Source organism: Actinoallomurus sp. NBC_01490 (genome assembly GCF_036227085.1).
GTDB classification, from domain to species: domain Bacteria; phylum Actinomycetota; class Actinomycetes; order Streptosporangiales; family Streptosporangiaceae; genus Actinoallomurus; species Actinoallomurus oryzae.
In genome coordinates this window covers 7,911,237-7,936,730 of the sequence record NZ_CP109433.1, presented here as the reverse complement: position 1 = coordinate 7,936,730, position 25,494 = coordinate 7,911,237, and the positions used below count along the sequence as shown (strand labels likewise).

Genomic DNA, 25,494 nt, shown 5'->3' with positions numbered 1-25,494 from the left:
GTTCGGTCACAAGGGCCCCACGAGCTGCTTTGACAACCTCTAGACTCCGCCATCGTGATCTATGACGACCAGCCCCCGGAGACGCTCCCTGTACGCGGGCGCTCATCGTTGCCCAGCGGGCGACACCGCCGGCCGGCGTCCGCAGACCTTCCGCCGGACGCCCCCGTCCTCGTGCTGGCGGTTCCCGGTGAGGACCCGGACATCGCCGAGGAGATCGCCTCGGCCACCCGTACCGCGCGGACCGAACTCGACGTCCGGGTCGGACTCCTCGGCTCCACGTTCACCGACGTGGTGCGCGGACTGCCCGAGGACCGCGCCGCCGTGGTGGTGCCCCTGATCACCGGCCCGCACGCCCGCACGTACGCCCAGATCCAGGCCGGCATCGACGAGGCGGGGGTGAAGACGGACCGCGTGGTCGTCACCGACCCGCTCGGCCCGCACCCCCTTCTCGCCGAGGCCCTGCACGTACGGCTCGCGGACGCCGGACTGGCCCGGGCGGACCGCATCCGGCAGTTCAGCATCGGCGCCGCGACGGACGCCGTGATCGTGGCCGCGACCGGCGGGGCCGAGGCCGTGCGTGAGGCCGACATGACGGCCGTCCTGCTCGCCGCCCGGCTCGCGGTCCCGGTGGTCGCCGCCGCGGTCGACGGCCCCCCGACGGTCGCCGAGGCGGTGACCCGCCTCCGCGAGGCGGGCGCCCAGCGGATCGCCGTGGCGCCGTACGTCATCGGCCCGGAACTCGACCACGAGCAGCTCGCCAAGCTCGCGGCCGAGGCCGGCCTCGGATGCGGGGCGCCGCTCGGTGCGCACGGATCGGTGGTCCGCCTCGTCAACCTCCGTTACGAAGTGGCGATGGAACCGTTCATCGGTGAGGTGCAGGAGTGAGCGAGTGAGGGGCCTGAACAGGAGTGAGCGAGTGAGGGGCCTGAACAGAAAATGATGCGACTCACAAGGCTCGCCTGCGCGGTGGCGCTCGTTCTCGCGGCCGGAGCGTGCGGGTCGGACTCCGGCTCCGGGCAGCAGGCGGCGGTGCCGAAGGTCGCCATGCAGCAGGAGATCGGCGCGTCCGAGGGCAGCCTGAACCTGGTCATCTGGGCGGGTTACGCCGAGAACGGCTCGACGGACAAGAAGGTCGACTGGGTCACCCCCTTCGAGCGCAAGACCGGCTGCCGGGTCAACGCCAAGGTGGCCGACACGTCCGACTCGATGGTCGCGCTGATGAACACCGGGCAGTACGACGGCGTCTCGGCCTCCGGCGACGCCTCGCTGCGGCTCATCTACAGCGGCACGGTCGCCCCGGTGAACACCAACCTGCTGCGCAACTACGGCGACATCGCGTCCTACCTGCGCAACCAGCCGTACAACTCGGTCAAGGGCCAGATGTACGGCGTGCCGCACGGCTACGGCGCGAACTACCTCACGTACCGCACCGACAAGATCAGCCAGAAGCCCACCTCGTGGAGCATCGTCTGGGACCCGAAGTCGCCGGCCGCCGACCACGTCGTCGACTACGACTCGCCGACCTACATCGCGGACGCCGCGCTCTACCTCAAGGCCCACCGGCCGGACCTGAAGATCACCGACGTGTACGAGCTGACGCAGGAGCAGTTCGACGCCGCGGTCGCCCTCCTGAAGCAGCAGCGCCCCAACGTCAACCAGTACTGGTCGAACTACCTGGACGAGATCCAGTCGTTCAAGGCGGGCGACAACTGGGCCGGGACCGCCTGGCAGGTGACCGCGCAGCTCGCCAAGTCCGAGGGTGCGCCGATCGGCACGACGATCCCTCAGGAGGGCGCCACCGGCTGGTCGGACACCTGGATGATCGCCTCCCGGGCGGAGCACCCGAACTGCATGTACAAGTGGATGAACTGGATCAGCGCTCCCAAGATCCAGGCCGCCGTCGCGCAGTGGTTCGGCGAGGCGCCGGCGAATCCTAAGGCATGCTCGTACGCCGCGAAAGGTTTCTGCGCCCAATTCCACGCCAACGACGTCGATTTTTACCGTCGCTTGGCTTTCTGGAAGACTCCCGTCGCGGACTGTGGCGACTCGCGCGGCGCGGTCTGTGTCGACTACTCCAAATGGACCGAGCTCTGGTCGCAGATCAAGGGTTGACGAGAGACATGACGATTGACGAGAGCGGCGACGTGGCGGCCGCGGTGAGCCTGCGTGGAGTCCGGAAGGTCTTCGGCGAGGTCGCCGCGGTCGACGGGGTCGACCTCGACGTGCGCGACGGTGAGTTCTTCGCGATGCTCGGCCCGTCCGGCTCCGGCAAGACGACCGTCCTGCGGATGATCGCCGGCTTCGAGACGCCCACCGAGGGCCGCGTGAGCCTCGGCGGGCATGACGTGACCGGGCTGGCGCCCTTCGACCGCGACGTCAACACGGTCTTCCAGGACTACGCGCTCTTCCCGCACATGAACGTCCTGGCCAACGTGGAGTACGGCCTCAAGGTCAAGAAGGTGCCCGCCAAGGAGCGCCGCGAACGCGCGCTGGAGGCCCTGCGGACCGTACGCCTCGAGGGCTATGACAAGCGCAAGCCCGGCCAGCTCTCCGGCGGCCAGCGCCAGCGCGTCGCCCTGGCCCGCGCGCTCGTCAACCGGCCCAAGGTCCTCCTGCTCGACGAGCCGCTGGGCGCGCTCGACCTCAAGCTCCGCGAGGAGATGCAGGTCGAGTTGAAGGCCATCCAGCGGGAGATCGGCATCACGTTCCTGTTCGTCACGCACGACCAGGAGGAGGCCCTGACGATGAGCGACCGCATCGCGGTGTTCAACGCGGGTCGGATCGAGCAGGTCGGTACGCCCGCGGAGGTGTACGAACGGCCGGCGTCGTCGTTCGTCGCGGGCTTCGTCGGCACCTCCAACCTCATCGAGGGCCAGGCGGCCCTCGACATCCTCGGCCGGGAGGGCGTCTACAGCGTCCGCCCGGAGAAGCTTCGCGTCGACACCCAGGTCGACGCGGAACTGCGCGAAGGCGAGAACTCCGCGATCGGCACGGTGGCGGAGGTCGTCTACGCGGGTGCGGCCACCCGATTCGTCGTGGACCTCGACGCGGGCGGCCGGCTGGTGGCCGTGCAGCAGAATCTGCAGGCCTCATCGATGGATGTGCTCAAGCTGCGCGACGCCCGGGTCAGGCTCGCATGGCGGCGGGAGCACGAGTTCTCCATCACCGGTCCGATGTGACACGCGGTCGGCGGGTCCGGCCGACCGCTGCGTCGCGGTGCCCCCATCGCGGCGTCTACCGGAATTCCCTCATCCGATACCCCCCATCCTGATCGGAGTCCCCATGCGGTTCACGCGCCTCGCGGTCGTCGCGATGGCTGCCGTTTCGCTGCTGGCGGCCGGTTGCGGCGACAGCGACAGCTCCAAGGGCGGTGGCGACAGCGTCGCCGGCTTCACGCCTCCGAAGATCCCGGCACTGAAGTCCCTCGGTCCGGGCGAAGGTCAAGTCAACCTCGTGGCCTGGGCGGGCTACGCCGAGGACGGCTCGAACGACAAGTCGGTCGACTGGGTCCACCCGTTCGAGAAGGCCACCGGTTGCAAGGTCAACACCAAGATCGCCGGCACGTCCGACGAGATGGTCAACCTGATGAAGACCGGCCAGTACGACGCCGTGTCGGCCTCGGGTGACGCGTCGCTGCGCCTCATCGCCGCCGGCTCGGTCGCGCCCGTCAACACCAACCTGGTGCCGAACTACAAGGACATCTTCAGCGGCCTGAAGATGAAGCCCTGGAACTCGGTCAACGGCGTCGCGTACGGCATCCCGCACGGCCGGGGCGCGAACCTCCTCATGTGGCGCACGGACAAGGTCAAGCCCGCCCCGGACTCGTGGGGCGTCGTCTTCGACGCTAACTCCCCGTACAAGGGCCACATCACCGCCTACGACTCGCCGATCTACATCGCCGACGCCGCGCTGTACCTGTCCGCGACGCAGCCGAGCCTGGGCATCAAGGACCCGTACGCGCTGGACCAGAAGCAGTTCGACGCCGCGGTCAACCTGCTCAAGCAGCAGAAGAACAACGTCGGCGAGTACTGGTCGGACTACCTGAAGTCCCAGCAGTCCTTCAAGAGCGGCGACACCGTCCTCGGCACCACGTGGCAGGTCATCGCGAACGGCCTGACCGCCGACAAGGTGCCGGTCGAGACGACCCTGCCCAAGGAGGGCTCGACCGGCTGGTCGGACACCTGGATGGTCGCGGCCAAGGCCCAGCACCCCAACTGCGCCTACAAGTGGATGGACTGGATCGTCTCCCCGAAGGCGAACGCCCAGGTCGCCGAGTGGTTCGGTGAGGCACCGTCCAACAGCAAGGCGTGCGCGGAGACCAGCGACAAGAAGTTCTGCGACACCTTCCACGCGGCGGATGAGCCGTACTGGAACAAGGTGCACTACTGGAACACCCCGATCTCCCAGTGCCTTGACGGACGCAAGAACGTCAAGTGCGTCGACTACGCCAAGTGGACGCAGGCCTGGACGCAGATCAAGGGCTGACGATCCCCCGATGATTAGCGTCACCTCGCCCGGCGGGCCGGTTCGCCGGTTCGCCGGGCTGCTCCACCGGCGGCCCTCGATCCGGCTCGCCGGGCTGTTGTCCGTGCCACTGCTGTGGCTCGTGATCGCCTACCTCGGCTCGCTCGCGGCGCTGTTCGTCACGGCGTTCTGGACCACGAACGAGTTCACCGGCGACGTGGTGAAGGTCTTCGACCTGGGCAACTTCCAGGACCTGGTGAACGAGAGCGTCTACCGGACCATCACGCTGCGCAGCGTCGGAGTGGCGGCCGCGGTGACCGTCATCGACAGCCTGGTGGCCTTCCCGATGGCGTTCTACATGGCCAAGATCGCCTCGCCGCGCGCGCAGCGCTGGCTGGTCATCGCCGTGCTGACACCGCTCTGGGCCGGGTACCTGGTCAAGGCGTACGCCTGGCGGATCATGTTCTCCGGCTCGGGCGTGCTCGACTGGTTCCTGAGCCCGGTCGGCGGCCACGGCCCGGGGTACGGCCTGCCCGCCACCACCGTCACCCTGGCCTACCTGTGGCTGCCGTACATGATCCTGCCCATCTACGCGGGGCTGGAGCGGCTGCCGAACTCCCTGCTCGACGCGGCCGGAGACCTGGGCGCGCGCTCCTTCCGCACGTTCCGCACGGTCGTGTGGCCGACGGTCTTCCCCGCCGTCGTCGCGGGTTCGATCTTCACGTTCTCGCTGTCGCTCGGCGACTACATCGCGGTGCGCATCGTCGGCGGGCGCAGCCAGCTGATCGGCAACGTGGTCTACGACAACGTCGGCACGGCGAACAACCTGCCGTTCGCCGCCGCGGTCGCGACCATCCCCGTGGCCATCATGGTCATCTACCTCCTCGCGGTACGCCGTACCGGAGCCCTGGAGAACCTGTGACTCTCTCTCGGGGCACGCGGATCGCGCTGCGCGTGGCGATGATCGTCGGTCTCGCGATCATCTACGTGCCGCTGTTCGTCGTGCTGATCAATTCGTTCAACGCCGACAAGACGTTCGCCTGGCCGCCCACCCACGTCACCGGCGAGTGGTGGTCGCGCGCCTGGCAGAACGGCGGCGTGCGGTCGGCGCTGTGGACCTCGGTCAAGGCCGGCCTGGGCGCCACGGCGGTCGCGTGCGTGCTGGGCACGATGGCCGCGTTCGCGGTGCAGCGGTACCGGTTCTTCGGCCGGGAGACGGTGTCGCTGCTGGTCATCCTCCCGATCGCGCTGCCCGGCATCGTCACCGGCATCGCGCTCAACAACGCCTTCCGCACGGTGCTGTCGCCGCTGGGGATCCAACTCGGCCTGTTCACGGTGATCGTCGGGCACGCGACGTTCTGCATCGTGACCATCTACAACAACGTCCTGGCGCGGCTTCGGCGGCTGGGGACGAACGTCGAGGAGGCCTCGGCCGACCTTGGCGCGGACACCTTCCAGACCTTCCGGTACGTTACGTTCCCTCTGCTGCGGTCCGCGCTGCTGGCCGGTGGCCTGCTGTCGTTCGCGCTGTCGTTCGACGAGATCATCGTGACCACCTTCACCGCGGGCGCCGGCGTGGAGACGCTGCCCATCTGGATCTTCAACAACCTCTTCCGGCCCAACCAGGCACCGATCGTCAACGTGGTGGCCGCCGCGCTCATCGTGCTGTCGGTCGTGCCCGTCTACATCGCCCAGCGCATCTCCGGGGACACCCGCGCCATCTAGTGAGGCCCGGCGCCGTCCACGTTCACAAGGGAGGACGCAATGAAGCGCACCGTCCGCAATTTCGTCAACGGCTCGTACTCCGACGCCGCCGACGGACGTACCGCCGATCTGATCAGCCCGGTCACCGGTGAGGCGTTCGGCACGGCCCCGGTCTCCGGCCAGGCCGACGTCGACGCCGCCTTCGCCGCCGCGGCCTCCGCGTTCGAGGGCTGGCGGGACACGACGCCCGCCGAGCGCCAGCTCGCGCTGCTGCGCATCGCCGACGCCATCGAGTCCCGCGCCGACGAGCTCGTGGCGCTGGAGTCGGAGAACACCGGCAAGCCGCTCGGCCTGACGGCCTCGGAAGAGATCCCGCCGATGGTCGACCAGATCCGGTTCTTCGCCGGCGCGGCGCGCGTCCTGGAGGGCCGGTCGGCGGGGGAGTACATGGCCGGCCACACCTCGTTCGTCCGGCGTGAGCCGATCGGCGTGTGCGCCCAGGTCACGCCGTGGAACTACCCGATGATGATGGCGGTGTGGAAGTTCGCGCCGGCGATCGCGGCGGGCAACACGGTCGTGCTCAAGCCCTCCGACACGACTCCGGCCACGACGGCGTTGATGGCCGAGATCGCGGCGGAGTTCCTGCCGCCGGGCGTGTTCAACGTCGTCTGCGGCGACCGTGACACCGGGCGCCTCCTCGTCGACCACCCGACGCCGCAGATGGTCTCGATCACCGGGTCCGTACGCGCCGGCATGGAGGTGGCGCGCTCGGCCGCGAACGACCTGAAGAACGTCCACCTCGAGCTCGGCGGCAAGGCGCCGGTCGTGGTGTTCGACGACGCCGACGTGGAGGCCGCCGCCGCGGCCATCGCCGAGGCGGGGTACTTCAACGCCGGCCAGGACTGCACCGCCGCGACGCGCGTGCTCGCCGGTCCCGGCGTGCACGACGACTTCGCCGACGCCCTCGCCGCGGTCGCCGCCGAGACCAGGACCGGCCTGCCGGACGACGAGGACGTGCTGTACGGCCCGCTGAACAACGCGAACCAGCTCGACCGCGTCTCGGGGATCGTCGACCGGCTCCCGTCGCACGCCACCGTCCGCGCCGGCGGTTCGCGCGCCCGCGAGCAGGGCTTCTTCTACGAGCCCACGGTCGTGTCCGGGCTGCGCCAGGACGACGAGGCGATCCAGGACGAGATCTTCGGCCCGGTCATCACCGTGCAGCGGTTCTCCGACGAGGACGAGGCGGTCCGCTGGGCCAACGGCGTGCGCTACGGCCTCGCCTCCTCGGTGTGGACCCGCGACCACGGCCGCGCGATGCGCATGGCCAAGCGGCTCGACTTCGGCTGCGTCTGGATCAACACGCACATCCCGCTGGTCGCCGAGATGCCGCACGGCGGCTTCAAGCACTCCGGCCAGGGCAAGGACCTGTCGATGTACGGCTTCGAGGACTACACGCGCGTCAAGCACGTGATGTCCAACATCGAGGCCTGAGCCCGCGGGAGATCCGCTATCCGTCGCGCCGCGGGCCGTTCTGGCCGCGGCGCGGCGGGCGCAGGACCGCCATGTCGCCGCGCTCCTTGCCGAGGTCCTCGCGCACGACGCTGTACATCACCGCGTCATGCCACCCGCCGTCGCGGAACCCGTAGCCGCGCAGCACGCCCTCACGGGTGAAGCCGGCCTTGCTGAGCGCCCACTGCTCGGCCGTGTTGGTGATCTCGGTCACCGCCTCGACCCGGTTGACCTGCGTGTGGGCGAACAGGTAGTCGACGAGCAGCCGCTGCGCCTCCGTGCCGTACCCGAGGCCGCGCACCTCGGGCAGCATCCCGATGCTGATGTTCCAGCAGTGGGAGACGCGGTTCGTCCGCTGCCGGTGCCACTGGACGAACCCGAGCGGCTCGGCCGGGCCGACGACCATCAGCGTGCCGCCGTCGTCGGTGAGCAGGCCCGTCTCCTCCCAGCGCCGCCGGTACGCCCGCGGGGCGAGCCACCCGTGCCAGCCGTGTTCTCCTGCGGCCTCCGGATCGCCGGTGAGCCGCTCGATCACCGCGAGATCCTCCTCGGCCACCGGCCGCAGCCGCAGTTGATCACTCATGTCCGCTGAGCTTAGACAGCGACGGCCGGTGGATGGCCCGTCCTTGATCGCCGCATCCGGCCAAGATCATTCGGCCTGCTGGCTCTTTCACCGAAGCCTGCTCGGCCGGCCGGCATGAGACGGACCTCCTTCGCGCGGTGGTCGTGCTCGGTCGCCCTGACCATGGATCCGTTCGGCGACCGGTGGACTCCGGAACGCCCTATCTTGGCGGCGTGAGTCTCGATGCCGCGATGCGTGACGCCCGTCTACCCGTCCTCGACGAACGCGGACTGATGCCGCTCGCCGAAGCCCGCGGCCTGCTGGCCGGGGTGGCGGTGTTCCAGAGAGGGCAGGGACGGACGATCGACGGCAGGTTCGTCCTGGAATCAGACAGGGTGTGGGCCGCTCTGCTGAGCCTCGCCGACGCCGCGGAGTTCGTGACGCACGCCCGGCGCCTGTCCTGGCAGGCCAATGTTCGCGGCATGAACAACCTCGCCCCGTACGAGCGGTACGGGGATGGCATCCTGCCCTGGATCGCCTCCCACGTGGACGAGGACGGCACCCTGCGCGACGTGCCGTGGTGCGTGCTGCCCTGCCTGCTCGCGTCCGGGTCCGAGGACGCGTTCGCCATCGCGGCGACCGTCCGCGATCCGCAGGTCCTCTGCCAGTGGGTCATCCGGCATCCCTCCACCGGATACCGCCTGCTCGCCGAGGGCGCCGCGCAGGCCCGGGTCGCGGACGCCATCCGGGAACTCCACCGCATCGACCCACGCGGCACGACCCACCGCCTGGAACGTGAGGGCGCGGGGCGTGCGCGCGATGTGCTCGACCGGCTCGGGCTCACCACGCCCCCACTCCCGGACGCCGTCCAGGTGCATCTCGACGCCGCGCCGTGCGTCGAGGGCATGGCACCGAGCCTGCCGCTCGCGCTGACCGAACTGGAGGAGTGCTTCGGGGACTGGGACCACCCGATGTGGGACAACGCCAACTACTTCTGCGCGGGAATGCGGATGACCGGCTTCGTCACGCCCGGCGGCACGGACGGGCTGGTCTTCCAGTCGCTGGTGACCGGGCTCGGCGAGACCAACGCGCGGATCGAGTTCCACCGCTTCGGATTCGGGCAGCGGTTCGGCTGGGTCACCGAGACCTGTCACGAGCTCATCGACGAGCAGGCCGCCTCCGAGATCGAGGAAAGCCGGAGTGTGGAGGGCCGGCCGGTGGAACCCCATCCCGAATTCGGCGACGCTCTGGGGCCGCTCGAAGTCGTCATGCTCGGCCTCGAACCGGACGAGGTCTTCCTGGACGCCGAGCGCCTCAAAGAGGTCCTCGGGCTGCCCGGCTCCACCGAGGCGCTGTACGTGCTCGACCAGTGGACCGGGCCCGCGGCGGAGGAACCCGCGAGCCTCACGGAGGACCTCGTACTCGCCGTCGAGGCCCTCCGCGAACGGCGCGCGATCACGGCGGCACTCAACCCACGGTCGCCCGAGGACCACCTGCGCGAGCGCATCGTGTTGCTCGGCGGCTGGGGCGCGGCCTGGTAAGGCCAAGAAAAGAGCGAGTCGTGCCGCGCTCGCCGTCGCCCGTACGGTGACGGACGCCACGGCGGTGGTGTGACCGTCCAGGCGCCGCTCAGGCCCGGGGGTCAGGCGGGGAACAGGTCGGACGAGCCGAGCACGCGGTCCACGGCGATCTCGATGACGACACGCGTCGGGTTCTCCCGCGGCGCGCGGTAACGCTCGGCGTACCGGGCCACCGCCTCGGACACGCGCTCCGGGTCTGCGCTGACCGTGCTCGTGCCCTCCAGCGTGAGCCAGCGCCGGCCCTCGACCTGGCACAGGGCCACGCGTCCGCCGCCCGCGGCGAGCCGCGCCTTGACGCTTCCGCCATCGGTGATCACGCGGGCCAGCCGTCGCTCGGCGTCCCACGTGAACCCGACCGGCACCACGTGCGGCGAACCGTCGGGACGCAGGGAGCTGAGCGTCGCGAGGTGACGCTCGCGCAGGAACTCCGTCGCCTCCGCGCTCAGCGCCTCGTTGGTCATCCGCCCACGCTATCGCCGAAGTGGCCGCGCACGCGGTGTGGCGAAACGCCGGGGGCGCTGGTGGCCTCGCCGAAGATCAAGTGGGAGCCTGGTGCCTGCCAAGAGACGATCAAGTGAAGGAGGCCGGCGCGTGTCCATCCCTGCGACCTCCGAGGCCGCTCCGGGCGACTGGCTCGGCACACTCCTCGGTCCGCGTACGGCGCGGGTGCTCACGACGTACGCCGTGCCGTGCCTGCACTACGCGCACTGGCAGGCGCTGTGGCGGTTCCGCCTGGCCGACTGGACCAACGACACCACGTACGGCACCGACCGCTACCACTGTCTCTGCGAGACCTTCGGCCGGATCGTCAAGGACCGGCTGCCCCGCGCCAAGGTCCACCTGCCCACCGACCGGCTCGGCACGCCGTTCACCGTCGTGTCCGGCAACTGGCTGATCTACCCTTGGCGGTACGGCCGCACGCGCGACGACCGGCACCAGGGCCTGGCGGTCACCGACGAGACCGGCATCCGGTCGCGGATCGTCGGCGGCGGGCCGCCCGGCCAGCAGATGCTCGACTACGAGGGCCTGCCGCCCGTGCCGCTGTCGAACGTCGTCGTGCTGGGCTGGGCCGGCAACCGGCACGAGGGCCTGGTCCGGGCGTTCCTCGCGACGCCGCACCTGCACGGCGACCTCGTCTACTGGCACGAGGACCGGTTCACCGAGCTCGACGTGGAGGCGGGCCGCCATCCGTACGGTCTGCCGTCCGGCGCGTCCCCGGTGGAGGAGCCGGACGTCCCGCCGCCACCGGAGTTCGACCTCAGGCTCATCGACGGCGGCGTGGATTTCCCGGAGTCGACCGGGACGGATGACTAGGGTCATGGAAGGAGATGGAGGAGGCCGTACGTGGACACCCGACGCGGTGGTGGCCGGCCGCACCTGTCCGCGGTCCCGGCCCCCGACGTCGCCGAGGCGTTCGACCCGGACCGGCTCGTCCTGGCACGCGAGCGGAGCGGCCTGACCAAGCGCGACCTGGCGGCCGGGGCCGGGGTGACGGCCGCGATGATCACCCGTTTCGAGCGCGGTCAGGCACGGCCCGCCGAGGTGACCCTGAAGCGGCTCGCCGTCGAACTGGGCCTGCCGGTGGGATACTTCGCCGCGGGCCGTCCCGTGCTCCCGGTGGCCGAGGAGGCCGCCCACTTCCGCAGCCTCCGTACGACCCGGGTGTACGAACGCCGCCAGGCGCGCGCGACCATGAGCCACCTGGCCGAGGCGGTGCGCGAGATCCAGACGGTCGTACGCCTCCCGGAGCCGCGGCTTCCGCGTCTCGGCCGTGACCCGGAGAGCGCCGCCCGCGAGCTGCGGGCCGCCTGGGAACTGCCCGCCGGCCCGGTCCACCACCTGGTGCGCCTGCTCGAGGCCAACGGAGCGGTGGTGAGCATGGCGAGGTTCGGCGCGGGAGACCGGATCGACGCGTTCTCCTGCCGCCCGTCGGGCCTGGACCGTCCGTTGATCTGCCTGTCCCGCGACCGCGGCAACCCGCTGCGCCGCCGCTTCAGCGCCGCCCACGAACTCGGCCACCTGCTGCTCCACGACGAGGCCCAGCCGGGCGACCGCCGGCACGAGCACGAGGCGAACCGCTTCGCCGCGGAGTTCCTCACCCCGGCCCCGCAGATCGCCGACCTGCTACCGACCCGCCTGGACTTCGCCCGGCTGCTGGAGATCCAGCGGGCGTGGGGCGTGTCGGTGCAGGCGCTGCTGCGCCGCAGCCGGGAGCTGAACCGCATCGGCGACGACCTGTACCGCCGGGCCCAGGTGACCCTGACCCGGCTGGGCTGGCGCCGCGACGAGCCACGAGGCGACTACCCGACGGAGTGGCCGGCCGTCCTCGCCGAGGCGGTGGCGCTGGGCTCCGAACGCGGCCTGACCGAACAGTCCCTCGCCGCCCGCCTGAACCTCCCGTACGGCGAGGTGAGGGAACTGCTGAGCCACGTCACCGACGACCGCCCCCGCCTGACCCTGGTCCCGGACCTCCCGGGCTGACGGCCGTCGCCGGCTACGAGCCGGATGGCAGCTTGGAACCACTAACGTTGCGGGCTCCATGATCGCCTTACCGGCGGACGCTTGATGTCCGAGCAGGACACCCTGATCGTATGGCTGAAGTCGCTCGCCCCGGCCGAATACCGGGCGCTGCCGGCCGCCCGGGCGGACGCCGTAAGAAACTGGCACGCCCGGGCGCGGAGCGGGCTTCGCCGCCGGAGCGCCGCCGTGCCCGCGGACCCTGCTCAGGAGGACCTCGCCGGGGCGCTACTCGAAGAGTCTTCGGTCATCGATGCGGTCGTGAGGCTGACGACGCCACAGATGCAGGTCTTCGAGGCCGTACAGGTCCTCGGCGACGGAGGCCGGCGGTCCGAGCTGCGCGACCTGCTGGACGTGCCCGACGCCGACACCGGGAAGTGGCTCGACGAGGTGCTCGGCGAGCTCGCGAAGCTCGCTCTCGTCTGGCCGGACGGCGACCGGCTCCGGCTCGGCACGGTGGCCGCGTGGCTGGAGACGCGCATCGGCGGACCGCTCGGCGCCGGGCTCCCGCTCGACGCGCTGCTGCCGGACCTGCCGACCGACGTGATGCGTCACATCGCGCTCAACCTGGGGCTCAACCTGGCCAGGGCGGAGCGACGCGACCCGCTCATCGCCCTGCTGGCTCGTACGCTCCGCGACGCCGACCTGGTCCGTTCCGTCGCCGCCGAGGCACCGGCCGCCACCCGTAAGGCCCTCGACCGGCTGGCGTCGTTCGGCCTTCCCGGAACCCCGGGCACGGCGTCCGAAGCCCTGGACCTGGACGTGATCATGTGGGCGGCCGCGCGCGGGCTCGTCATCCTGGACGCCTATCAGCTGGCGATGCCGCGAGAGGTACGCCTGGCGCTGCGCGGCCTGGACTACCGTGCCCCCTTCGAGCCGGTTCCTCCCCGCCTCACGACCACCGCCGCCGACGCGCGCCCGGGGGAGGCGGCCAACGCGGCGACACGCGCGGTCGAGCTGACCGAGGCGATCCTGCACGAGTGCGCCGCGAGGCCCCTGAGCGCGCTCAAGTCCGGTGGGGTCGGGTCGCGCGAGCTGAACCGGCTCGCGAAGTGCACCGGCTGCCTGGTGCCGACGCTGCGGCTGCTCCTGGAGGTGGTCGGCGGCGCAGGACTGATCGCCTGGGAACGCGGCGTGGCGCTGCCCACCGGAGAGTTCGACGCCTGGCTCTCCGCCTCCACGCCCGAGCGGATCGGCGTGCTCCTGGAGGCGTGGTGGCGGATGGACCGGCTGCCGCTGTTCGTTCCGGAGGGGGAGAAGCCGGAGCCGTGCCTCCAGCCGGAGGCGGGCGTGTTCTTCGCGTCGCCGCTGCGGCAGGCCGTCGTCCGCACCGCCGCGACCGTGCCGCCCGGACGCGCCGTCAGCGGCCCCGGCGCGCTCGTCGACGGAGTGCTGTGGCGCCTGCCGATGTCCTTCGAAGAACCGGAGGACGCCGGACTCCTCACCGCCACCATCTGGGATGAGGCGGTGACGCTTGGGGTGATCGCGGACTATGGCCCGAGCCCGCTCGCCGCCGGCCTGGCCAGCGGGCGCGCGGCGGAGTCCGTGGGAGAGCTGTTCGCCGACGAGACGACCGCCGCCGTGTTCCAGAACGACCTGACCGCGATCGTCGCCGGGTTGCCCTCGCTCGCGCTGAGCGAGCTTCTCGACGGCGTCGCCGACCGCGAGGCACGCGGTACGGCCTCGATTTGGCGCTTCTCGCCGGACAGCGTACGGCGCGGTCTCGACCGGGGCCTGTCGGCGGAGACGCTTTGTTCCTCTCTCGTGGACGTCTCCCACACCGGCGACCTGCCGAACGTCCTGCGCCATCTCATCGAGGACGTCGCGAGGCGGCACGGCGAGGTACGGGTGGTCGCGACCGGCTGCTGCCTGACGGTGTCCGATCCTGCGCTGGCGGAGGAACTGGTCCGCGTCCGTGTACTGGAGAAGCTGAGGCTGCGCGCCGTCGCACCGGGCGTACTCGTCAGCGCCCTCGACCCGGCGACGACATTGGACCTGCTGCGCCAGGCCGGCTACGTGCCCTCCGCCGAAGCCCAGGACGGTACCGCCTTCGTCGCCCGCTCCACTCGCCGCACGACGACGAGACCTCGGGGACGGTAGTCAATCGCTCCAGCCCCTATCGTGCCCGGGGGTCTTGGCGTCGTGGCTGACGGCTCCAGATAGCCCAGCTCGGTAGTTCGGAGCGCTCGGAGACAAGAGGCTCCACCTGAGCACCCGTGCATTATTTGCTGATCGACAAAGTCGTTTTTTAATTGCCCGAAATGTCGCTGGGGTGCGCCCGGGAAATTCGCTATTATATTCGAGTCGAGATTCGGATTCGCGAGGAGGTGGCAGATGAGTGCCGTAACGCGCATATCGCTCTTCCCGCAGATATCGCCGGAGGATTCATTCGGGTTTGATGCCGGCGAGTTGTCCGATCATGATTTGGCCGAGGCGATGGTGGAGGCGCGGCGGTTGGCGTCGCGGGTGCAGGCGGTGGAGCTGGCGGCGGTCGCGGAGCTGGCCCGGCGGCGGTTCGCCGAGGCCGAGGACCGCGATCCTGTGGTGGAGGTGCTCTCCCCGGCCGAGTACGTGTTCGACGAGGTGGCTGAGGCGTTGACGCTCACCTCCACCGCGGCCGGCGGGTTGATCCGGTTCGCCACCGAGCTGACCGGGCAACTGCCCGCCACGTTCGCGGCGCTGGCCGCCGGACAGATCGACTACCTCAAGGCACGGACGATCTGGCACACCATCGACCAGGTGGATGAGGAGTCGGCGCGCATCATCGAGGCCAAGGTGCTGGCCAAGGCGCCGGAGCAGACCACCGGTCAGATCCGGGCGAAGATCCGCCGACTGATCAAACAACTGGACCCCGAAGCGGCCGACCGGCGACGCCAAGAAGCGGAGAAACACCGTGGTGTCGAGCTGATCGAAACTCAGGACGGCACCGTGCAGTTGAGCGGCGTGGACCTTCCCTCTGACGCGGCCAGCGCCGCCTACGGTCGCATCAGCGCGATCGCGACCGGCCTCAAACGCGACGGGGACGACCGCAAGATCGACCAGCTACGTGCGGACGTGTTCCTCGGGTTGCTGCGCGGCACCTTCACCACCAGTGAGCCACCCGCCGACACCACCGACCGGCCCACGAGCACACCTGCGACCGGCGAGCCTGGCTGGACCAGCGTCGACGATGCCATCGCCGAGGTCATCGCGGACGCCGCCCGTACCGAACTGACCACCCTCACCCACGCACTCGGTGCACCACGGCAAGGCATCCGCCGCGACATCACCGGCGTCGGTGAACTCATCGCCCAGACCGCAACCCACACCAGCCGATCCCGGGCCGACGACATCGGCGGTCTCATCTTCGCGGCCGGTGCGCGCATCGACCGGTCCTTGGTCGAGGGGTTCGTACCCGGCCGCCCCGACGATCTTCCCGAACGGCACCATGGCATCGGCGATCTCATCGCCCAGGCCGGAGCCCGTATCAACCGGTGCTTGGTCGAGCTGCGAAGCCGCTGGTGCGTCCCAGGCCCCGTTCCAAGGCTGACCTTCGGTCCGGCTGCCGGTGCCGATCCGGGGGCCGGTGGCGGTCCTGGTCGTCCTCCTGATCCCGGCGGGAAAGCCCCCTCCACGCATGGGGTTCCCCGGTACCGGCCACCCGCCGCGATGCGGCATCTGATCGAACACCGCGATCGCCGATGTTGCTTTCCAGGGTGCCGGCGACCCGTCCGCCACTGCGACGCCGACCACACCGTCCCGTTCCATCGTGGCGGTGCGACCTGTATTTGTAATATCGCGCTGCTTTGTCGTCGGCATCATCGAGTCAAGCAGTCCGCTGATTGGCGTATCGAACACCTCTGGCCAGGTGTCATCTTGTGGATCGGCCCGACCGGTCACTGGAAAATCACCGCACCCGCCGACCGCGAATAGCCATTATGGTCGGAGGTTAGCGATCAGAAGCACGAATCCGACCTCGAGTCCATACCGGAGGCTGTCGAGCAGCGTTGTTAGCGGGCCAGCCACCAGAGCGACCCCGAATTCGAATCCGAGGCCCCGCGGGATGCCGGATCTGATAATGCGGGAAAAGCGCCTCCCCCAGGAGCCCACCCGCAGGTCAGAGTATCCCGTTGTCGGGAGGCCACGAGTAACGGGGTAGTTCGGCGGCCAGCTTGTCGAAGTAGCGGTTCTTACTCCACTCGGCGTGGTTGCCGACGACGTACAGCCGGCGCTTGGCGCGGCTGATCGCCACGTTCAACAGGTTCGAGGTCTCCGAGGCCCATTCCCGCGCCTTCTGGCCTCGCCGGGGATGGGTGCCGAGAACGAGGATTACGACATCGGACTCCTTGCCCTGCATCGTGTGAATCGTGCCGATGTGCTCCTTGACGAAGCGCGAGACCTGCTCCCCGTAGTCCTTGACGCCCGGCAGCGGAGCGGACTTCCAGTCCAGCTCCTTCACCAGGTCCTTGCACCTCGCGACCACGTCGCGGAACGGGCTCAGCACGCGAATCCGATCCAGGCTGACGCCGTGCTTGCGATGCAATCTCTCCAACATTTGGCTCAGCGCGAGGCCTTCGGCAGGCACCCACTTGCCCTCCGTGTCGGCGCTTCTCACATCGACCCAGCTGCTCGAAGAGTAGGGTCGCCGCTGCCGATCCGGGAACGGCTCATTCGCGGTCCCGAACACCATGAGCCCGTCATATGTGATGGCGTTGCAGATCTCGAACATGGGCTGTTCGCAGCGGCGATGCACGCGTAGCGGAGCTCCCACCCACACGCGCTCTGGCTCCCCGTCCTTCGAGTGCCGCACCACCGAGGTCCCCCAGCGGTTGACCCGATCGGCGACTCCCTGAGCAGAGACACGCGATGGCAGCCATTCGGGCTCGACCCGGTAGCACTGTCGCAGTAGCTCCTGGACGGCCATGGGTAGTTGGATCACGGGTTCGAGCTGAAGCGGATCTCCGACCAGCACTGCCCGGCGGGCACGCCACAGCGCCCCCACCGCTGCCTGTGGACTGGCCTGCCCGGCTTCGTCGATCAGCAGCCAGCCGAGCGATTCTCGGCCGAGTGCCCCGAACAACCGGCCACACGAAGAGAAGGTCGTCGAAACGACAGGTATCAGCAAGAACAGTGTTTGCCACGCGGCCAACTGGGCGTCCGGCGGTGGAGCGTCACTCGCGCGACCGAGCGTCTTGGTCAACTGCACAAGGTTGCGGCGGACGATTCCGGCGGCTCCGGTGATGAACGCCCGATTGAGATCGAGCGCAGCGAGAAAGAGCCGAGTGCGGGCCTGTACCCATTCCTCATCTGACCAAGGAGCCGAAAGCTCCCGCTCTTCGTCATCGCGTTCTTGCCAGTCTTCCGGGAAATGACTCCCCCAAGCCTCCCGCGCCCGCTTGAGGCGGTGATCCTCCGCAGCTCGTTCGGTCCGGATCCTCTCGGCGGCCTCTGCGGCGTACCCGGCCTTCTCCCGTGCGATCCTTTCCTGCTCGGCAGCAGCGTGGGCACGGCCTTGCGCGTCGGCGTGCTCGGCATAGGCGCCGGAGAGTCGCTGTTCCAGCAGTTTTTCGCGTTCCCGCCACTGCCGGGACGTCTCTCCTACTCCGATGAGTGAGCCCAGACCACGCGGGCGTGCGGCACGGTGCTGCTCAAGCTCGATCCGCAGTGCCTGGACCGTGAGCTCCGTGGCGCGAGCGGCCGTGATCATACGATCGCTCCGTTCGCGGATCTCCATCCACTCCACATCGGCGCTGGACATATTGATCACCGCCGCCGTCTCGGCCGCCGCCGACGTACGGTGCCGCAGAGCCTGCTCGGCCGCGAGTCTCTCGTCGCGCAGCCTCGTTGCCTCGCGCAAGGCGGTGTGGAAACGGTCGACGGCCGCATGCCACCCGGTCGGCGTCGGCGGCGTCTCGGACGGGACGGGTGCCGGACAGCCGCGATCACTGGGGAAACGCTCCTCAACCGGTGGGTCGTGAAGTACGGGATCGTCTTCCAGGTTCTGCAACAGGCGTTGCATGCCCGTCGCGCCTTCGCCCCACCAGAAGCGTTCGAGGAACTGCCGTCGCTTCTCCTGCTTTCCCAACGGAGCCGCGATCGCTCCCCAGGCCGGGCCGCCGAGGAGCGCGGTCGCCTGATCGAGGAAGTATGACGTTTCACTTCGCCAATCGTCGCCGATGGCGCGACGTGCGGGCAATTCGGTCGTGATGTTCTCGACCGCCCCATTGTTGAACGACGCGACAACGATCTCGTGGCCGGTCAGTTCGGGCCTGAGTACGCGCACGCTACGCTTCGTGCCGTCCACCGTCCAGGTCGAGGTGCCGGTGAACGCGTTCGCGGGTGATGGGAGACGTGCGAGCGCCGTGGCACGTTCGACGACGATCGCGGCGATCAGGTCACGGAGCAGCGTGGACTTGCCGGTGCCCGGTGGTCCGTTCACGGAGAACAACCCGTCGCCGTGCATCAGTTCGGCGCTGATGGTGTTGACCGCGAACTGCTGGCTCAACACGAGTGGCTTGTCGGTGTCCGCAGGCCAACGGCCGAGCGGGAACTTCCCAGGACCGACTCCGTCCAGCACAGTGCTCGAGTTCTCGCGTACGTCGACTCGGTCTTCGGCTCGTACCGCGTCCGGTGCGGTGAGATAGGCGGTCAGCGCGCGGCCGTAACCTTGGGCCGCGGCACCCGCGACACGCTCCAAGTCCTCGGGGAACAGGCTGTTCAGAAAGGGCGGTTCGGCATCGGGCAGGGAACCGTCGCGTTTTCTGGATACAGGCTGGCTCCTGATCCGGAACTGTGTGTCATCCACCAGATCCGACACCCCGCACAGGTCTGCGACGTACGCGGCGAATGCGACCAGGTCCAGCGCAACCAAAGGCCGGCCTGGCCCACTCTCCTCTTCCTGTTCCTGCGGTTTCGCGTCTTCGGGGTGCTCGGCTGAGTCGTTCCCGGCTAGCCGCTTGTTCAGCCTGCTCAGCACGGGTTTGGCAGCTCCGGACAGCGCCCCGACGCCGATCGCCCCCAGTGTTCCGCTCAGGCTTGCGATCAGCGCCGTGACCGCTCCCTCAGCAGCCGATCCCAAAATCTCGCCGATCGGCTTCCGCCAGCCCTCGGACGCCTCTGCGCCCGGGCCGTAGGGGATCCGCCGTTGGGCGAGCAGGGCGACGGCCGCCGCGGCCTCTTCGGTCAGGTCACCGAAGCCATCGAGCCAGCCGGGAGTCTGCGGGCCGGGATCGCGGACCCGGCCGGTGGCCCAGGCACAGGACGAGAACACCAAGGTGTCTTCGACAAGGAGCCCGTGCTCGTCCACGGTGAAGCCGAACACGGCGGACTCGGTGCTCTTGCGCGCACCGCCGTAGTCCTCTTCCTGCGGGTAACCGAAGTGCTTGGTCAGCTTTTCGCGTACCGCGTCAAGCGAGAACACTCCGCCGTAGACGGTGTGCCGCCAGCACGCACCGTATCTTCCGCCCTTCGGCCTCTCGTCGCTCAAACGGTGACCGGCCTGCCACGGCAGTGTTGGTAACGAGCGCGCGCCGTCCAACATGACCGGCTGCACCCATTCTGTCCCGGACGTGCGGTCCCGGAGCTTGGTGGCTCTCGGGATGTTCGGCGGATCGAACAGCTCTATGGCTCGCCAGTATTCGATCACCTCGGTCATACGTGGCTGTCCGCGCCGCACGCTCGCCCCCTTCGTGTGGACCAGTGATCATTCTTCCATCACGAAGGGGATCGCTTCGGTCGCTTTCCGAAACCGGAGGCTCAGTGAGCGTTCGTCTCGTCTCCGTCAGCAGCGGTTGTCGCCGCCACCTCGACGCAGGCTCCGTTCGGCTCGCTGCGGCGCGATTTGCGCCAGTCAAGATCATGGCTGGGCATGGCTGAGATCCCGTCGTGAGAGGAGGGCGTCCGCCGCCTCCGTCAGCAGGGTGGCGCTGTCCTCGGGGGAGAGGCACGCCTGCCGGAGGTGGTCATACCGCTGTGTATACCACGAGACCTCGCCGGGGTCGGTGTGTACGAGATCGGTCGTGACGGTGTCCACGACCGCCATGGGCGGGTCTTCCACGTCGGGGAACGTGTAGAGGAAGAAGGGCGACTTCGGCAGCAGCGCACCGGGAAGACGCGCGTCGACCGGCAGCACCAACACCGTGATGTTCGGGGCGGTATGCGCGGTGGCCGCGAGATGGTGGAGCTGGGCGGCGAGCACGTCCGGAGCGACTCCCAGCCGCCGGATCACGATCTCGCCCAGGATGATCTCGTACTCCGGGCCGCCTGGACGTAGGATCGCCCGCTGCCGTTGCAGTCGTGCCTCGGCCATGCGTTCGGGGACGTAATCGATCGCACCCTCCGCCTGGGTCAGTTCGACCAGCGCCCAGGTGAACTCCGGAGTCTGGAGGACTCCCGGCATTGCGGTCTGGTGGTACTCGCGGATGGTCTTCGCGCCGGACTCGATGTCGGCGTACAGGCGTTGGCGGGCGCCCATGGCGTCGCCGTAGGAGTCCCACCAGCCGCGTTCGGCGGCGTCGCGGGCGATGCGGACGACCTCCTGCCACTTGTCGCCGCTGACGTCCAGCAGGTCCAGGATCTTCATGACCTCGGCGAGGTCGGGGCGGCCGTGCGCGTTCTCCAGTCGGCTGATCTTCATCCGTGACTGGTGGATGAGTTTGGCCAGGCGGTCGGCGGTCATGCCCTGCCGCTCCCGCAGGGTGCGCAGCTCGGTGGCGAGTCGCCGGCGGCGTACGAAAGGACTGGTCATGCTGGGGGGCTCCTCTGCACCGTGCTGATCCTGCACAGTCATCGAGTGTTCAGATGGTCACCTTGCGTGTTCGGGACGAACGTTCATCAAACCGGTGTGCGAATCAAGCGGAATGACGAATCACGTATAGAAAACCCGTACGTGATCAGTAGAGAAGTGTGACGATGGTGCGCGGCCGAACCCGTGTCCCAACGGTTAGGAACTCCAGTCCTCTCGTGCTTGTGAGGTGCCGATGACCACCGCGGCCTGCTGCGCCGACATCATCACCGATCGCCCCGCCGCGGCCCTGCGGTGGCATCGTTCGTTTCCCGGGAGCGCCGACCAGGCGGCGCGCGTGCGAGGCTTCATCGCCGCGCTGATGCCCGACTGCCCGGTCATCGACGACCTGCTTCTCGCCGCAGACGAGTTCGTCGTCAACGCGCTGCGCCACACCAAGTCGGGCCGCAGCGAAGGTGGGTTCACCGTCGAGGTACGGCGCCGGCCCGGCCAGGTGCTCATCGCGGTGACCGATCAGGGCGGTCCGACCGAGCCGGTCGCGACGGATGTAGACGATCTCGCCGAGTCGGGGCGTGGCCTGCGTACGGTCGCGGCCCTGGCCGACAGCTGGGGCTGGCACGGCAACGAGCACGGTCGTACGGTCACCGCCGTCTTCGCCACCGACCCGCGGCCCGCCTGACGGCGACGCCGCGGGGTCTTCCCCTCAACCGGACTCCATGAAGCATCGCAATGATTGGTATTCGCCATGTCCTGTGCCGATGACGACCTGATGACACCGCGAGAGGTGGCCGCCATGTTGGGAGTACGGGCCTCGACGGTCGCCCTGTGGGCGCGTCTGGGGTCCCTCAAACCCGCCGTACGCACGCCGGGCGGCCATCGTCGTTACTTCCGTGGCGACGTTCTCGCGTTCCGCGATACGTACCGATCGCCTGAGCCGGACGCCGCCCATGAGGAGATGATGCGAGACGCGGTCCGTCTTTACGAACAGGGCTGGCCGATTCGCCGCGTGGCGGAAGAATTCGGGTTCGGCTACGGACGGATGCGCCGGGCTCTGCTGGCACGCACGGCATTAAGGGGATCTCTGGCCCGGCGGCCCGACGCCTGATCCACTAGCCGCTCAGGAACACCACCACTTCGGAGGGATCATCGCCTCCGTCCGGCAGGCCCGCAGCCTGCTGGCCGATCCGACGCTGAACGTCTTCGAGAACAAGGAGGCCTTCTTGTTCGGCAACTACGACCGGGCCAAAGCGCTCTGCCACCCCAGCAGGGGCGGCAAGAGCGAGGCTCCGAACCCGCTCCGTCGGCATGTGCCTCGCCATCGTCGGGACCGCCCACCTCCAGGCCCGCGACCTCGACCATGGCCCACTTCGCGGGCGAACACCCCGGGCGGCAGCTCGTCCAGCACCTCCGGCGCCTGGTGGGCCATGGCCTCCAAGACGGCGCGGACCGCCTCGGTCACCAGCTCCAGGCGGGTCAGCTCCCGTGCGGCGGACAGGATGTGGGTGGAGTCGGTGCGCTGGGTGCCGCGGCCCTTGAGCAAGCCGGCCCGCCGGATCCGGGTGAGCGCGAGAGCCTGACGCAACGTCACGATCGTTAACTGCGCCGTCCTCAAGATTCCCGGCAGAGTCCTTCAGTGAAGATCCGACTGGACCTCGGTCAGTCGATGCCTTCGACGATGCGAAAGTCGCGCTCGACGCCGTCGGAGAGGGCGACCAGCGCCTCCTGGTAGGCCGCACTCTCGTGCGCCGCGACGGCCTGCTCGAAGCTGTCGAACTCGATCAGGACGGTGCGCTCGGCGATTCCGGCGTCATGCGCCACGACCCGACCGCCACGGACGAGGACCCGACCGCCCCCGGCCTTGACGGCCGGACCGGCCAGCTTGTTGTAAGCAGCCAGCTTCTCAGGGTCTGAAATGGTGCGGTAGACGCTGACCCAGTAGCCCTTGGGCATGGAACCTCCAGTGTTGGGATGAGTGCATCTGACTTACGGGTTGGTCTCGGACGAGCGTCGGCGGGCGAGAGCGAGGCTTGTCAGCGTCGTGATCGCCATGGCGCCGATGCCGACCAGCGCCGCGGTGGTGTAGGCGCTGTCGTCGGGGAAGAGGTGGCCGGGGCCGGTGCCCGCGGCGAGGATCAGGCCGCCGATGGCGCTGCCCAGGGAGTACCCGACGCTGCGGACGACGTAGTTGAAGCTCATGGCGCTCGACGTCTCGCTCTTGGGGGTGACGGCCAGGATGACGCCGGGCATCGCGGCCGAGAAGCCGCCGACGCCCAAGCCGAGCACGCCCATCGCCGCGAACAGTTCGGCCAGGTCCGACCGGACCGCCGCGAACAGGGCGAACCCGCCGCCGACCACGACGGCGCTGCCGGCCAGGAGCAGGGGGTCGGCGATCCGCGTCCGGACCCGCGGCGTGAGCTTGCCGGCGACGAACCCCAGCACCGAGAACGGGATGAGGACCAGCCCGGCGACGAAGGTCGTCAGCCCGAAACCGTAGCCGGCGCCGTGCGGCGTCTGCGCGTACCGGGTGATGAGCGTGAGCAGGAGGTACATGCCGATCCCGCCGACGAACATGGCGAGGTTCGCCCCGGCGACCGCCGGGTGCCGCACCGCCCGCACATCGACCAGGGGCGTCGTGCTGCGCAGCTCGATGACGGCCCAGACGCAGAGCAGCACCAACGCGACGACGGCGAGGCCCGCCGCCATGGCGAGGTGCCGGTCCCACAGATTCCGTTCGCCGGCGAGGAACAGCACCAGGAGTAGCGCAGCGGCCAGGACGACCGCGCCTGCCACGTCCACGTGGGCGGAGCGGCCTTCGGGGGCTTCGGGCATGGAGCGCCACGCGGTCAGGAGGGCGGCGGCGGTGACGACCAGGCCGAGGCCGTAGGCGGCCCGTACCCCGCCGAGCTCGGCGAGCAGTGCGGCCAGCGGGTAGCCGACGCCGGCCCCGATGATCGAGACCACCGAGATCAGGGCGATCACGGCCGCGCTGCGCTCCTCGGGGAGGTGGTCACGGGCCACGCCCATCATCAGCGCCGTCAGCCCGAGCCCGACGCCCTGGGCCGCCCTGCCGGCCAGCAGCCACGCGAACGGCAGCGGCAGCACGGTGAGCGCGCTGCCGGCGACGACGACCGTCAGCGTGGTGAGGATCGTGGCCCGCCGGTACGGGCCGGCTCCGAGCCGGCCCAGGACCGGCGTGGCGACGGCGCCGCTGAGCAGCGCGACGGTCAGCGTCCACTGCGCGCTGCCGAGCGAGACGTGGAACGAGGTCGCCACGCTGGTGATGAGCGGCGTCCCGAGGCTGGCGACCGCCGCCACGACCAGAGCGATGAACACCAGGGCGGGGACCAGCAGCCGCGCCACCGGGAACGTCTTCACCGCGACCCCGCCGACCGGCTGCCCGGTCACTGCTTCGGCCCTTCGCGGTCCTGGCTTTCGAGCTCTTCCAGATGCTTCAGCGCCGGAAGGGCCGCCACCAGCGCCTCGACCTCGTCGCCGGTGAGCTCGCCGATCAACCGCTCGAACGCGTGGACGCCCGCCTGGCGCCGCGTCCGGACATAGGAGGCGCCGGCCTCGGTCAGGCACACCAGCGTGACCCGCTTGTCGGACGCGTCGCCCCGCCGCTCGACCAGGCCGGACTCCTCCATCACCCGGACCAGGGCGGTCATCGCGGGCTGGGTGACGCCCTCGACCGCGGCCAGATCGGTGATGCGCCGCGGGCCGGTCCGGTCCAGGGTGGCCAGGGTGGCGGCGGACGTCAGGCTCATGTCTCGGGGCAGGCGTCTCGCGGCCCTGGTGGCCAGGCCGTAGAGAGCTGCCCCGATGGCGGCGGACGCGCCAGGAGCGGTGTCTTGACGTCTCATGCTCGAAGCATAGCGTTTTTATATTCATAGTTTATGGAAATAGCGGCGCCGGCCCGGCCGGGTGCTCATCGCGGTGACCGATCAGGGTGGTCCCACGGAGCCGGTCGCCACGGATGCGGACGATCTCGCCGAGTCGGGGCGTGGCCTGCGTACGGTCGCGGCTCTGACCGGCAGTTGGGGGTGGCACGGCAACGAGCACGGCCGTACGGTCACCGCCGTCTTCGCCACCGCGGCGCGGTCCGCCTGACGGCGACGCCGCGGGGTCTTCCCCTCAACCGGACTCCATGAAGCATCGCAATGATTGGTATTCGCCATGTCCTGTGCCGATGACGACCTGATGACACCGCGAGAGGTGGCCGCCATGTTGGGAGTACGTCGTTACTTCCGTGGCGACGTTCTCGCGTTCCGCGATACGTACCGGTCGCCTGAGCCGGACGCCGCCCATGAGGAGATGATGCGAGATGCGGTCCGTCTTTGCGAACAGGGCTGGCCGATTCGCCGCGTGGCGGAAGAATTCGGGTTCGGCTATGGACGGATGCGCCAGACTCTGCTGGCACGCACGGTATTAAGGGGTCG

24 protein-coding genes are annotated in these 25,494 nt (G+C 69.4%); 15 read left to right on the top strand and 9 right to left on the bottom strand.

Translation table 11 applies throughout. The features are described from left to right. Window positions 1–54: 54 nt before the first annotated feature. From OG417_RS36570 to OG417_RS36540, 7 genes are all read left to right on the top strand, one after another. A complete protein-coding gene (locus OG417_RS36570; protein WP_329238859.1) occupies window positions 55–885 on the top strand; it encodes a sirohydrochlorin chelatase in 831 nt (276 codons plus the stop codon). A gap of 51 nt (window positions 886–936) precedes the next feature. Beyond that, the gene (locus tag OG417_RS36565) at window positions 937–2,112 is read left to right on the top strand and encodes an ABC transporter substrate-binding protein (RefSeq protein ID WP_329238856.1); all 1,176 of its coding nucleotides are present in this window, start codon (window positions 937–939) and stop codon (window positions 2,110–2,112) included. An 8-nt stretch (window positions 2,113–2,120) separates the two neighbouring features. Next, on the top strand, window positions 2,121–3,179 hold the full coding sequence (locus OG417_RS36560; RefSeq protein WP_329238853.1) for an ABC transporter ATP-binding protein: 1,059 nt from the start codon (window positions 2,121–2,123) through the stop codon (window positions 3,177–3,179). Between the two features lie 103 nt (window positions 3,180–3,282). Further along, complete coding sequence (locus OG417_RS36555; RefSeq protein WP_329238850.1) at window positions 3,283–4,485, top strand: ABC transporter substrate-binding protein; 1,203 nt, start codon at window positions 3,283–3,285, stop codon at window positions 4,483–4,485. A 10-nt stretch (window positions 4,486–4,495) separates the two neighbouring features. Next, on the top strand, window positions 4,496–5,386 hold the full coding sequence (locus OG417_RS36550) for an ABC transporter permease (RefSeq protein WP_329238847.1): 891 nt from the start codon (window positions 4,496–4,498) through the stop codon (window positions 5,384–5,386). Further along, the gene (locus tag OG417_RS36545; protein ID WP_329238844.1) at window positions 5,383–6,189 is read left to right on the top strand and encodes an ABC transporter permease; all 807 of its coding nucleotides are present in this window, start codon (window positions 5,383–5,385) and stop codon (window positions 6,187–6,189) included. Before OG417_RS36550 ends, OG417_RS36545 begins: the two co-directional genes overlap by 4 nt. Before the next feature lie 39 nt (window positions 6,190–6,228). Then, window positions 6,229–7,659, top strand: a complete 1,431-nt coding sequence (locus OG417_RS36540) for a gamma-aminobutyraldehyde dehydrogenase (RefSeq protein ID WP_329238841.1) — start codon at window positions 6,229–6,231, stop codon at window positions 7,657–7,659. Window positions 7,660–7,675: 16 nt separating this feature from the next. Here the strand turns inward: OG417_RS36540 and OG417_RS36535 are convergent, their stop codons facing one another. After that, window positions 7,676–8,260, bottom strand: a complete 585-nt coding sequence (locus OG417_RS36535) for a GNAT family N-acetyltransferase (RefSeq protein ID WP_329238839.1) — start codon at window positions 8,258–8,260, stop codon at window positions 7,676–7,678. Window positions 8,261–8,472: 212 nt separating this feature from the next. On the opposite strand from OG417_RS36535, the gene OG417_RS36530 reads away from it, so the two are divergent. Then, window positions 8,473–9,780, top strand: coding sequence for a hypothetical protein (locus tag OG417_RS36530; RefSeq protein WP_329238836.1), 1,308 nt, complete (start codon window positions 8,473–8,475; stop codon window positions 9,778–9,780). 101 nt (window positions 9,781–9,881) lie between these two features. Here OG417_RS36530 and OG417_RS36525 read toward each other — a convergent pair whose 3' ends face one another. After that, window positions 9,882–10,280, bottom strand: a complete 399-nt coding sequence (locus tag OG417_RS36525; protein WP_329238833.1) for a pyridoxamine 5'-phosphate oxidase family protein — start codon at window positions 10,278–10,280, stop codon at window positions 9,882–9,884. A gap of 130 nt (window positions 10,281–10,410) precedes the next feature. Here OG417_RS36525 and OG417_RS36520 point away from each other — a divergent pair, with 130 nt between their 5' ends. The 4 genes from OG417_RS36520 to OG417_RS36505 all read left to right on the top strand — a co-directional run bounded on the left by OG417_RS36520 (window position 10,411) and on the right by OG417_RS36505 (window position 16,248). Beyond that, window positions 10,411–11,133, top strand: coding sequence for a hypothetical protein (locus tag OG417_RS36520; protein ID WP_329238830.1), 723 nt, complete (start codon window positions 10,411–10,413; stop codon window positions 11,131–11,133). A gap of 30 nt (window positions 11,134–11,163) precedes the next feature. Further along, window positions 11,164–12,300 carry a helix-turn-helix domain-containing protein gene (locus OG417_RS36515; RefSeq protein ID WP_329238827.1) on the top strand — a complete coding sequence of 379 codons (1,137 nt, stop codon included), beginning with the start codon at window positions 11,164–11,166 and terminating at the stop codon, window positions 12,298–12,300. 84 nt (window positions 12,301–12,384) lie between these two features. Then, window positions 12,385–14,436, top strand: a complete 2,052-nt coding sequence (locus tag OG417_RS36510; protein WP_329238824.1) for a helicase-associated domain-containing protein — start codon at window positions 12,385–12,387, stop codon at window positions 14,434–14,436. Window positions 14,437–14,670: 234 nt separating this feature from the next. Beyond that, on the top strand, window positions 14,671–16,248 hold the full coding sequence (locus tag OG417_RS36505; RefSeq protein ID WP_329238819.1) for an HNH endonuclease signature motif containing protein: 1,578 nt from the start codon (window positions 14,671–14,673) through the stop codon (window positions 16,246–16,248). Window positions 16,249–16,432: 184 nt separating this feature from the next. Here OG417_RS36505 and OG417_RS36500 read toward each other — a convergent pair whose 3' ends face one another. The 3 genes from OG417_RS36500 to OG417_RS36495 form a co-directional block, all read right to left on the bottom strand. Continuing rightward, window positions 16,433–19,969 (bottom strand): DEAD/DEAH box helicase, encoded by a 3,537-nt coding sequence (locus tag OG417_RS36500; protein WP_329238817.1) that lies wholly within the window; start codon window positions 19,967–19,969, stop codon window positions 16,433–16,435. A gap of 101 nt (window positions 19,970–20,070) precedes the next feature. Beyond that, window positions 20,071–20,184 (bottom strand): DUF397 domain-containing protein, encoded by a 114-nt coding sequence (locus tag OG417_RS54550; RefSeq protein WP_442875595.1) that lies wholly within the window; start codon window positions 20,182–20,184, stop codon window positions 20,071–20,073. Next, entirely contained in the window at window positions 20,171–21,061 is an 891-nt protein-coding gene (locus OG417_RS36495) for a helix-turn-helix domain-containing protein (RefSeq protein WP_329238814.1), read from the bottom strand. The genes OG417_RS54550 and OG417_RS36495 overlap by 14 nt, the downstream gene beginning before the upstream one ends. A 232-nt stretch (window positions 21,062–21,293) precedes the next feature. Here OG417_RS36495 and OG417_RS36490 point away from each other — a divergent pair, with 232 nt between their 5' ends. Further along, window positions 21,294–21,737, top strand: a complete 444-nt coding sequence (locus OG417_RS36490) for an ATP-binding protein (protein ID WP_329238811.1) — start codon at window positions 21,294–21,296, stop codon at window positions 21,735–21,737. A gap of 66 nt (window positions 21,738–21,803) precedes the next feature. Continuing rightward, the gene (locus tag OG417_RS36485) at window positions 21,804–22,163 is read left to right on the top strand and encodes a MerR family DNA-binding transcriptional regulator (RefSeq protein ID WP_329238810.1); all 360 of its coding nucleotides are present in this window, start codon (window positions 21,804–21,806) and stop codon (window positions 22,161–22,163) included. Window positions 22,164–22,289: 126 nt separating this feature from the next. Here OG417_RS36485 and OG417_RS36480 read toward each other — a convergent pair whose 3' ends face one another. The 4 genes from OG417_RS36480 to OG417_RS36465 all read right to left on the bottom strand — a co-directional run bounded on the left by OG417_RS36480 (window position 22,290) and on the right by OG417_RS36465 (window position 24,918). Continuing rightward, window positions 22,290–22,640 (bottom strand): hypothetical protein, encoded by a 351-nt coding sequence (locus OG417_RS36480; RefSeq protein WP_329263169.1) that lies wholly within the window; start codon window positions 22,638–22,640, stop codon window positions 22,290–22,292. 74 nt (window positions 22,641–22,714) lie between these two features. Then, complete coding sequence (locus OG417_RS36475; RefSeq protein WP_227291938.1) at window positions 22,715–23,008, bottom strand: DUF1330 domain-containing protein; 294 nt, start codon at window positions 23,006–23,008, stop codon at window positions 22,715–22,717. Window positions 23,009–23,041: 33 nt separating this feature from the next. Beyond that, the gene (locus OG417_RS36470; RefSeq protein ID WP_329238807.1) at window positions 23,042–24,463 is read right to left on the bottom strand and encodes an MFS transporter; all 1,422 of its coding nucleotides are present in this window, start codon (window positions 24,461–24,463) and stop codon (window positions 23,042–23,044) included. Then, window positions 24,460–24,918, bottom strand: coding sequence for a MarR family winged helix-turn-helix transcriptional regulator (locus OG417_RS36465; protein ID WP_329238803.1), 459 nt, complete (start codon window positions 24,916–24,918; stop codon window positions 24,460–24,462). The genes OG417_RS36470 and OG417_RS36465 overlap by 4 nt, the downstream gene beginning before the upstream one ends. A gap of 73 nt (window positions 24,919–24,991) precedes the next feature. On the opposite strand from OG417_RS36465, the gene OG417_RS36460 reads away from it, so the two are divergent. Next, window positions 24,992–25,165 (top strand): hypothetical protein, encoded by a 174-nt coding sequence (locus OG417_RS36460; protein ID WP_329238801.1) that lies wholly within the window; start codon window positions 24,992–24,994, stop codon window positions 25,163–25,165. The last annotated feature ends 329 nt before the right edge of the window (window positions 25,166–25,494 follow it).

Coding starts and splice junctions, on each gene's coding strand:
- OG417_RS36565 (WP_329238856.1), top strand. CDS start 937: ATGATGCGACTCACAAGGCTCGCCTGCGCGGTGGCGCTCGTTCTCGCG.
- OG417_RS36560 (WP_329238853.1), top strand. CDS start 2,121: ATGACGATTGACGAGAGCGGCGACGTGGCGGCCGCGGTGAGCCTGCGT.
- OG417_RS36555 (WP_329238850.1), top strand. CDS start 3,283: ATGCGGTTCACGCGCCTCGCGGTCGTCGCGATGGCTGCCGTTTCGCTG.
- OG417_RS36550 (WP_329238847.1), top strand. CDS start 4,496: ATGATTAGCGTCACCTCGCCCGGCGGGCCGGTTCGCCGGTTCGCCGGG.
- OG417_RS36540 (WP_329238841.1), top strand. CDS start 6,229: ATGAAGCGCACCGTCCGCAATTTCGTCAACGGCTCGTACTCCGACGCC.
- OG417_RS36535 (WP_329238839.1), bottom strand. CDS start 8,260: ATGAGTGATCAACTGCGGCTGCGGCCGGTGGCCGAGGAGGATCTCGCG.
- OG417_RS36525 (WP_329238833.1), bottom strand. CDS start 10,280: ATGACCAACGAGGCGCTGAGCGCGGAGGCGACGGAGTTCCTGCGCGAG.
- OG417_RS36510 (WP_329238824.1), top strand. CDS start 12,385: ATGTCCGAGCAGGACACCCTGATCGTATGGCTGAAGTCGCTCGCCCCG.
- OG417_RS36505 (WP_329238819.1), top strand. CDS start 14,671: ATGAGTGCCGTAACGCGCATATCGCTCTTCCCGCAGATATCGCCGGAG.
- OG417_RS36500 (WP_329238817.1), bottom strand. CDS start 19,969: ATGACCGAGGTGATCGAATACTGGCGAGCCATAGAGCTGTTCGATCCG.
- OG417_RS54550 (WP_442875595.1), bottom strand. CDS start 20,184: ATGCCCAGCCATGATCTTGACTGGCGCAAATCGCGCCGCAGCGAGCCG.
- OG417_RS36495 (WP_329238814.1), bottom strand. CDS start 21,061: ATGACCAGTCCTTTCGTACGCCGCCGGCGACTCGCCACCGAGCTGCGC.
- OG417_RS36490 (WP_329238811.1), top strand. CDS start 21,294: ATGACCACCGCGGCCTGCTGCGCCGACATCATCACCGATCGCCCCGCC.
- OG417_RS36485 (WP_329238810.1), top strand. CDS start 21,804: ATGTCCTGTGCCGATGACGACCTGATGACACCGCGAGAGGTGGCCGCC.
- OG417_RS36475 (WP_227291938.1), bottom strand. CDS start 23,008: ATGCCCAAGGGCTACTGGGTCAGCGTCTACCGCACCATTTCAGACCCT.
- OG417_RS36465 (WP_329238803.1), bottom strand. CDS start 24,918: ATGAGACGTCAAGACACCGCTCCTGGCGCGTCCGCCGCCATCGGGGCA.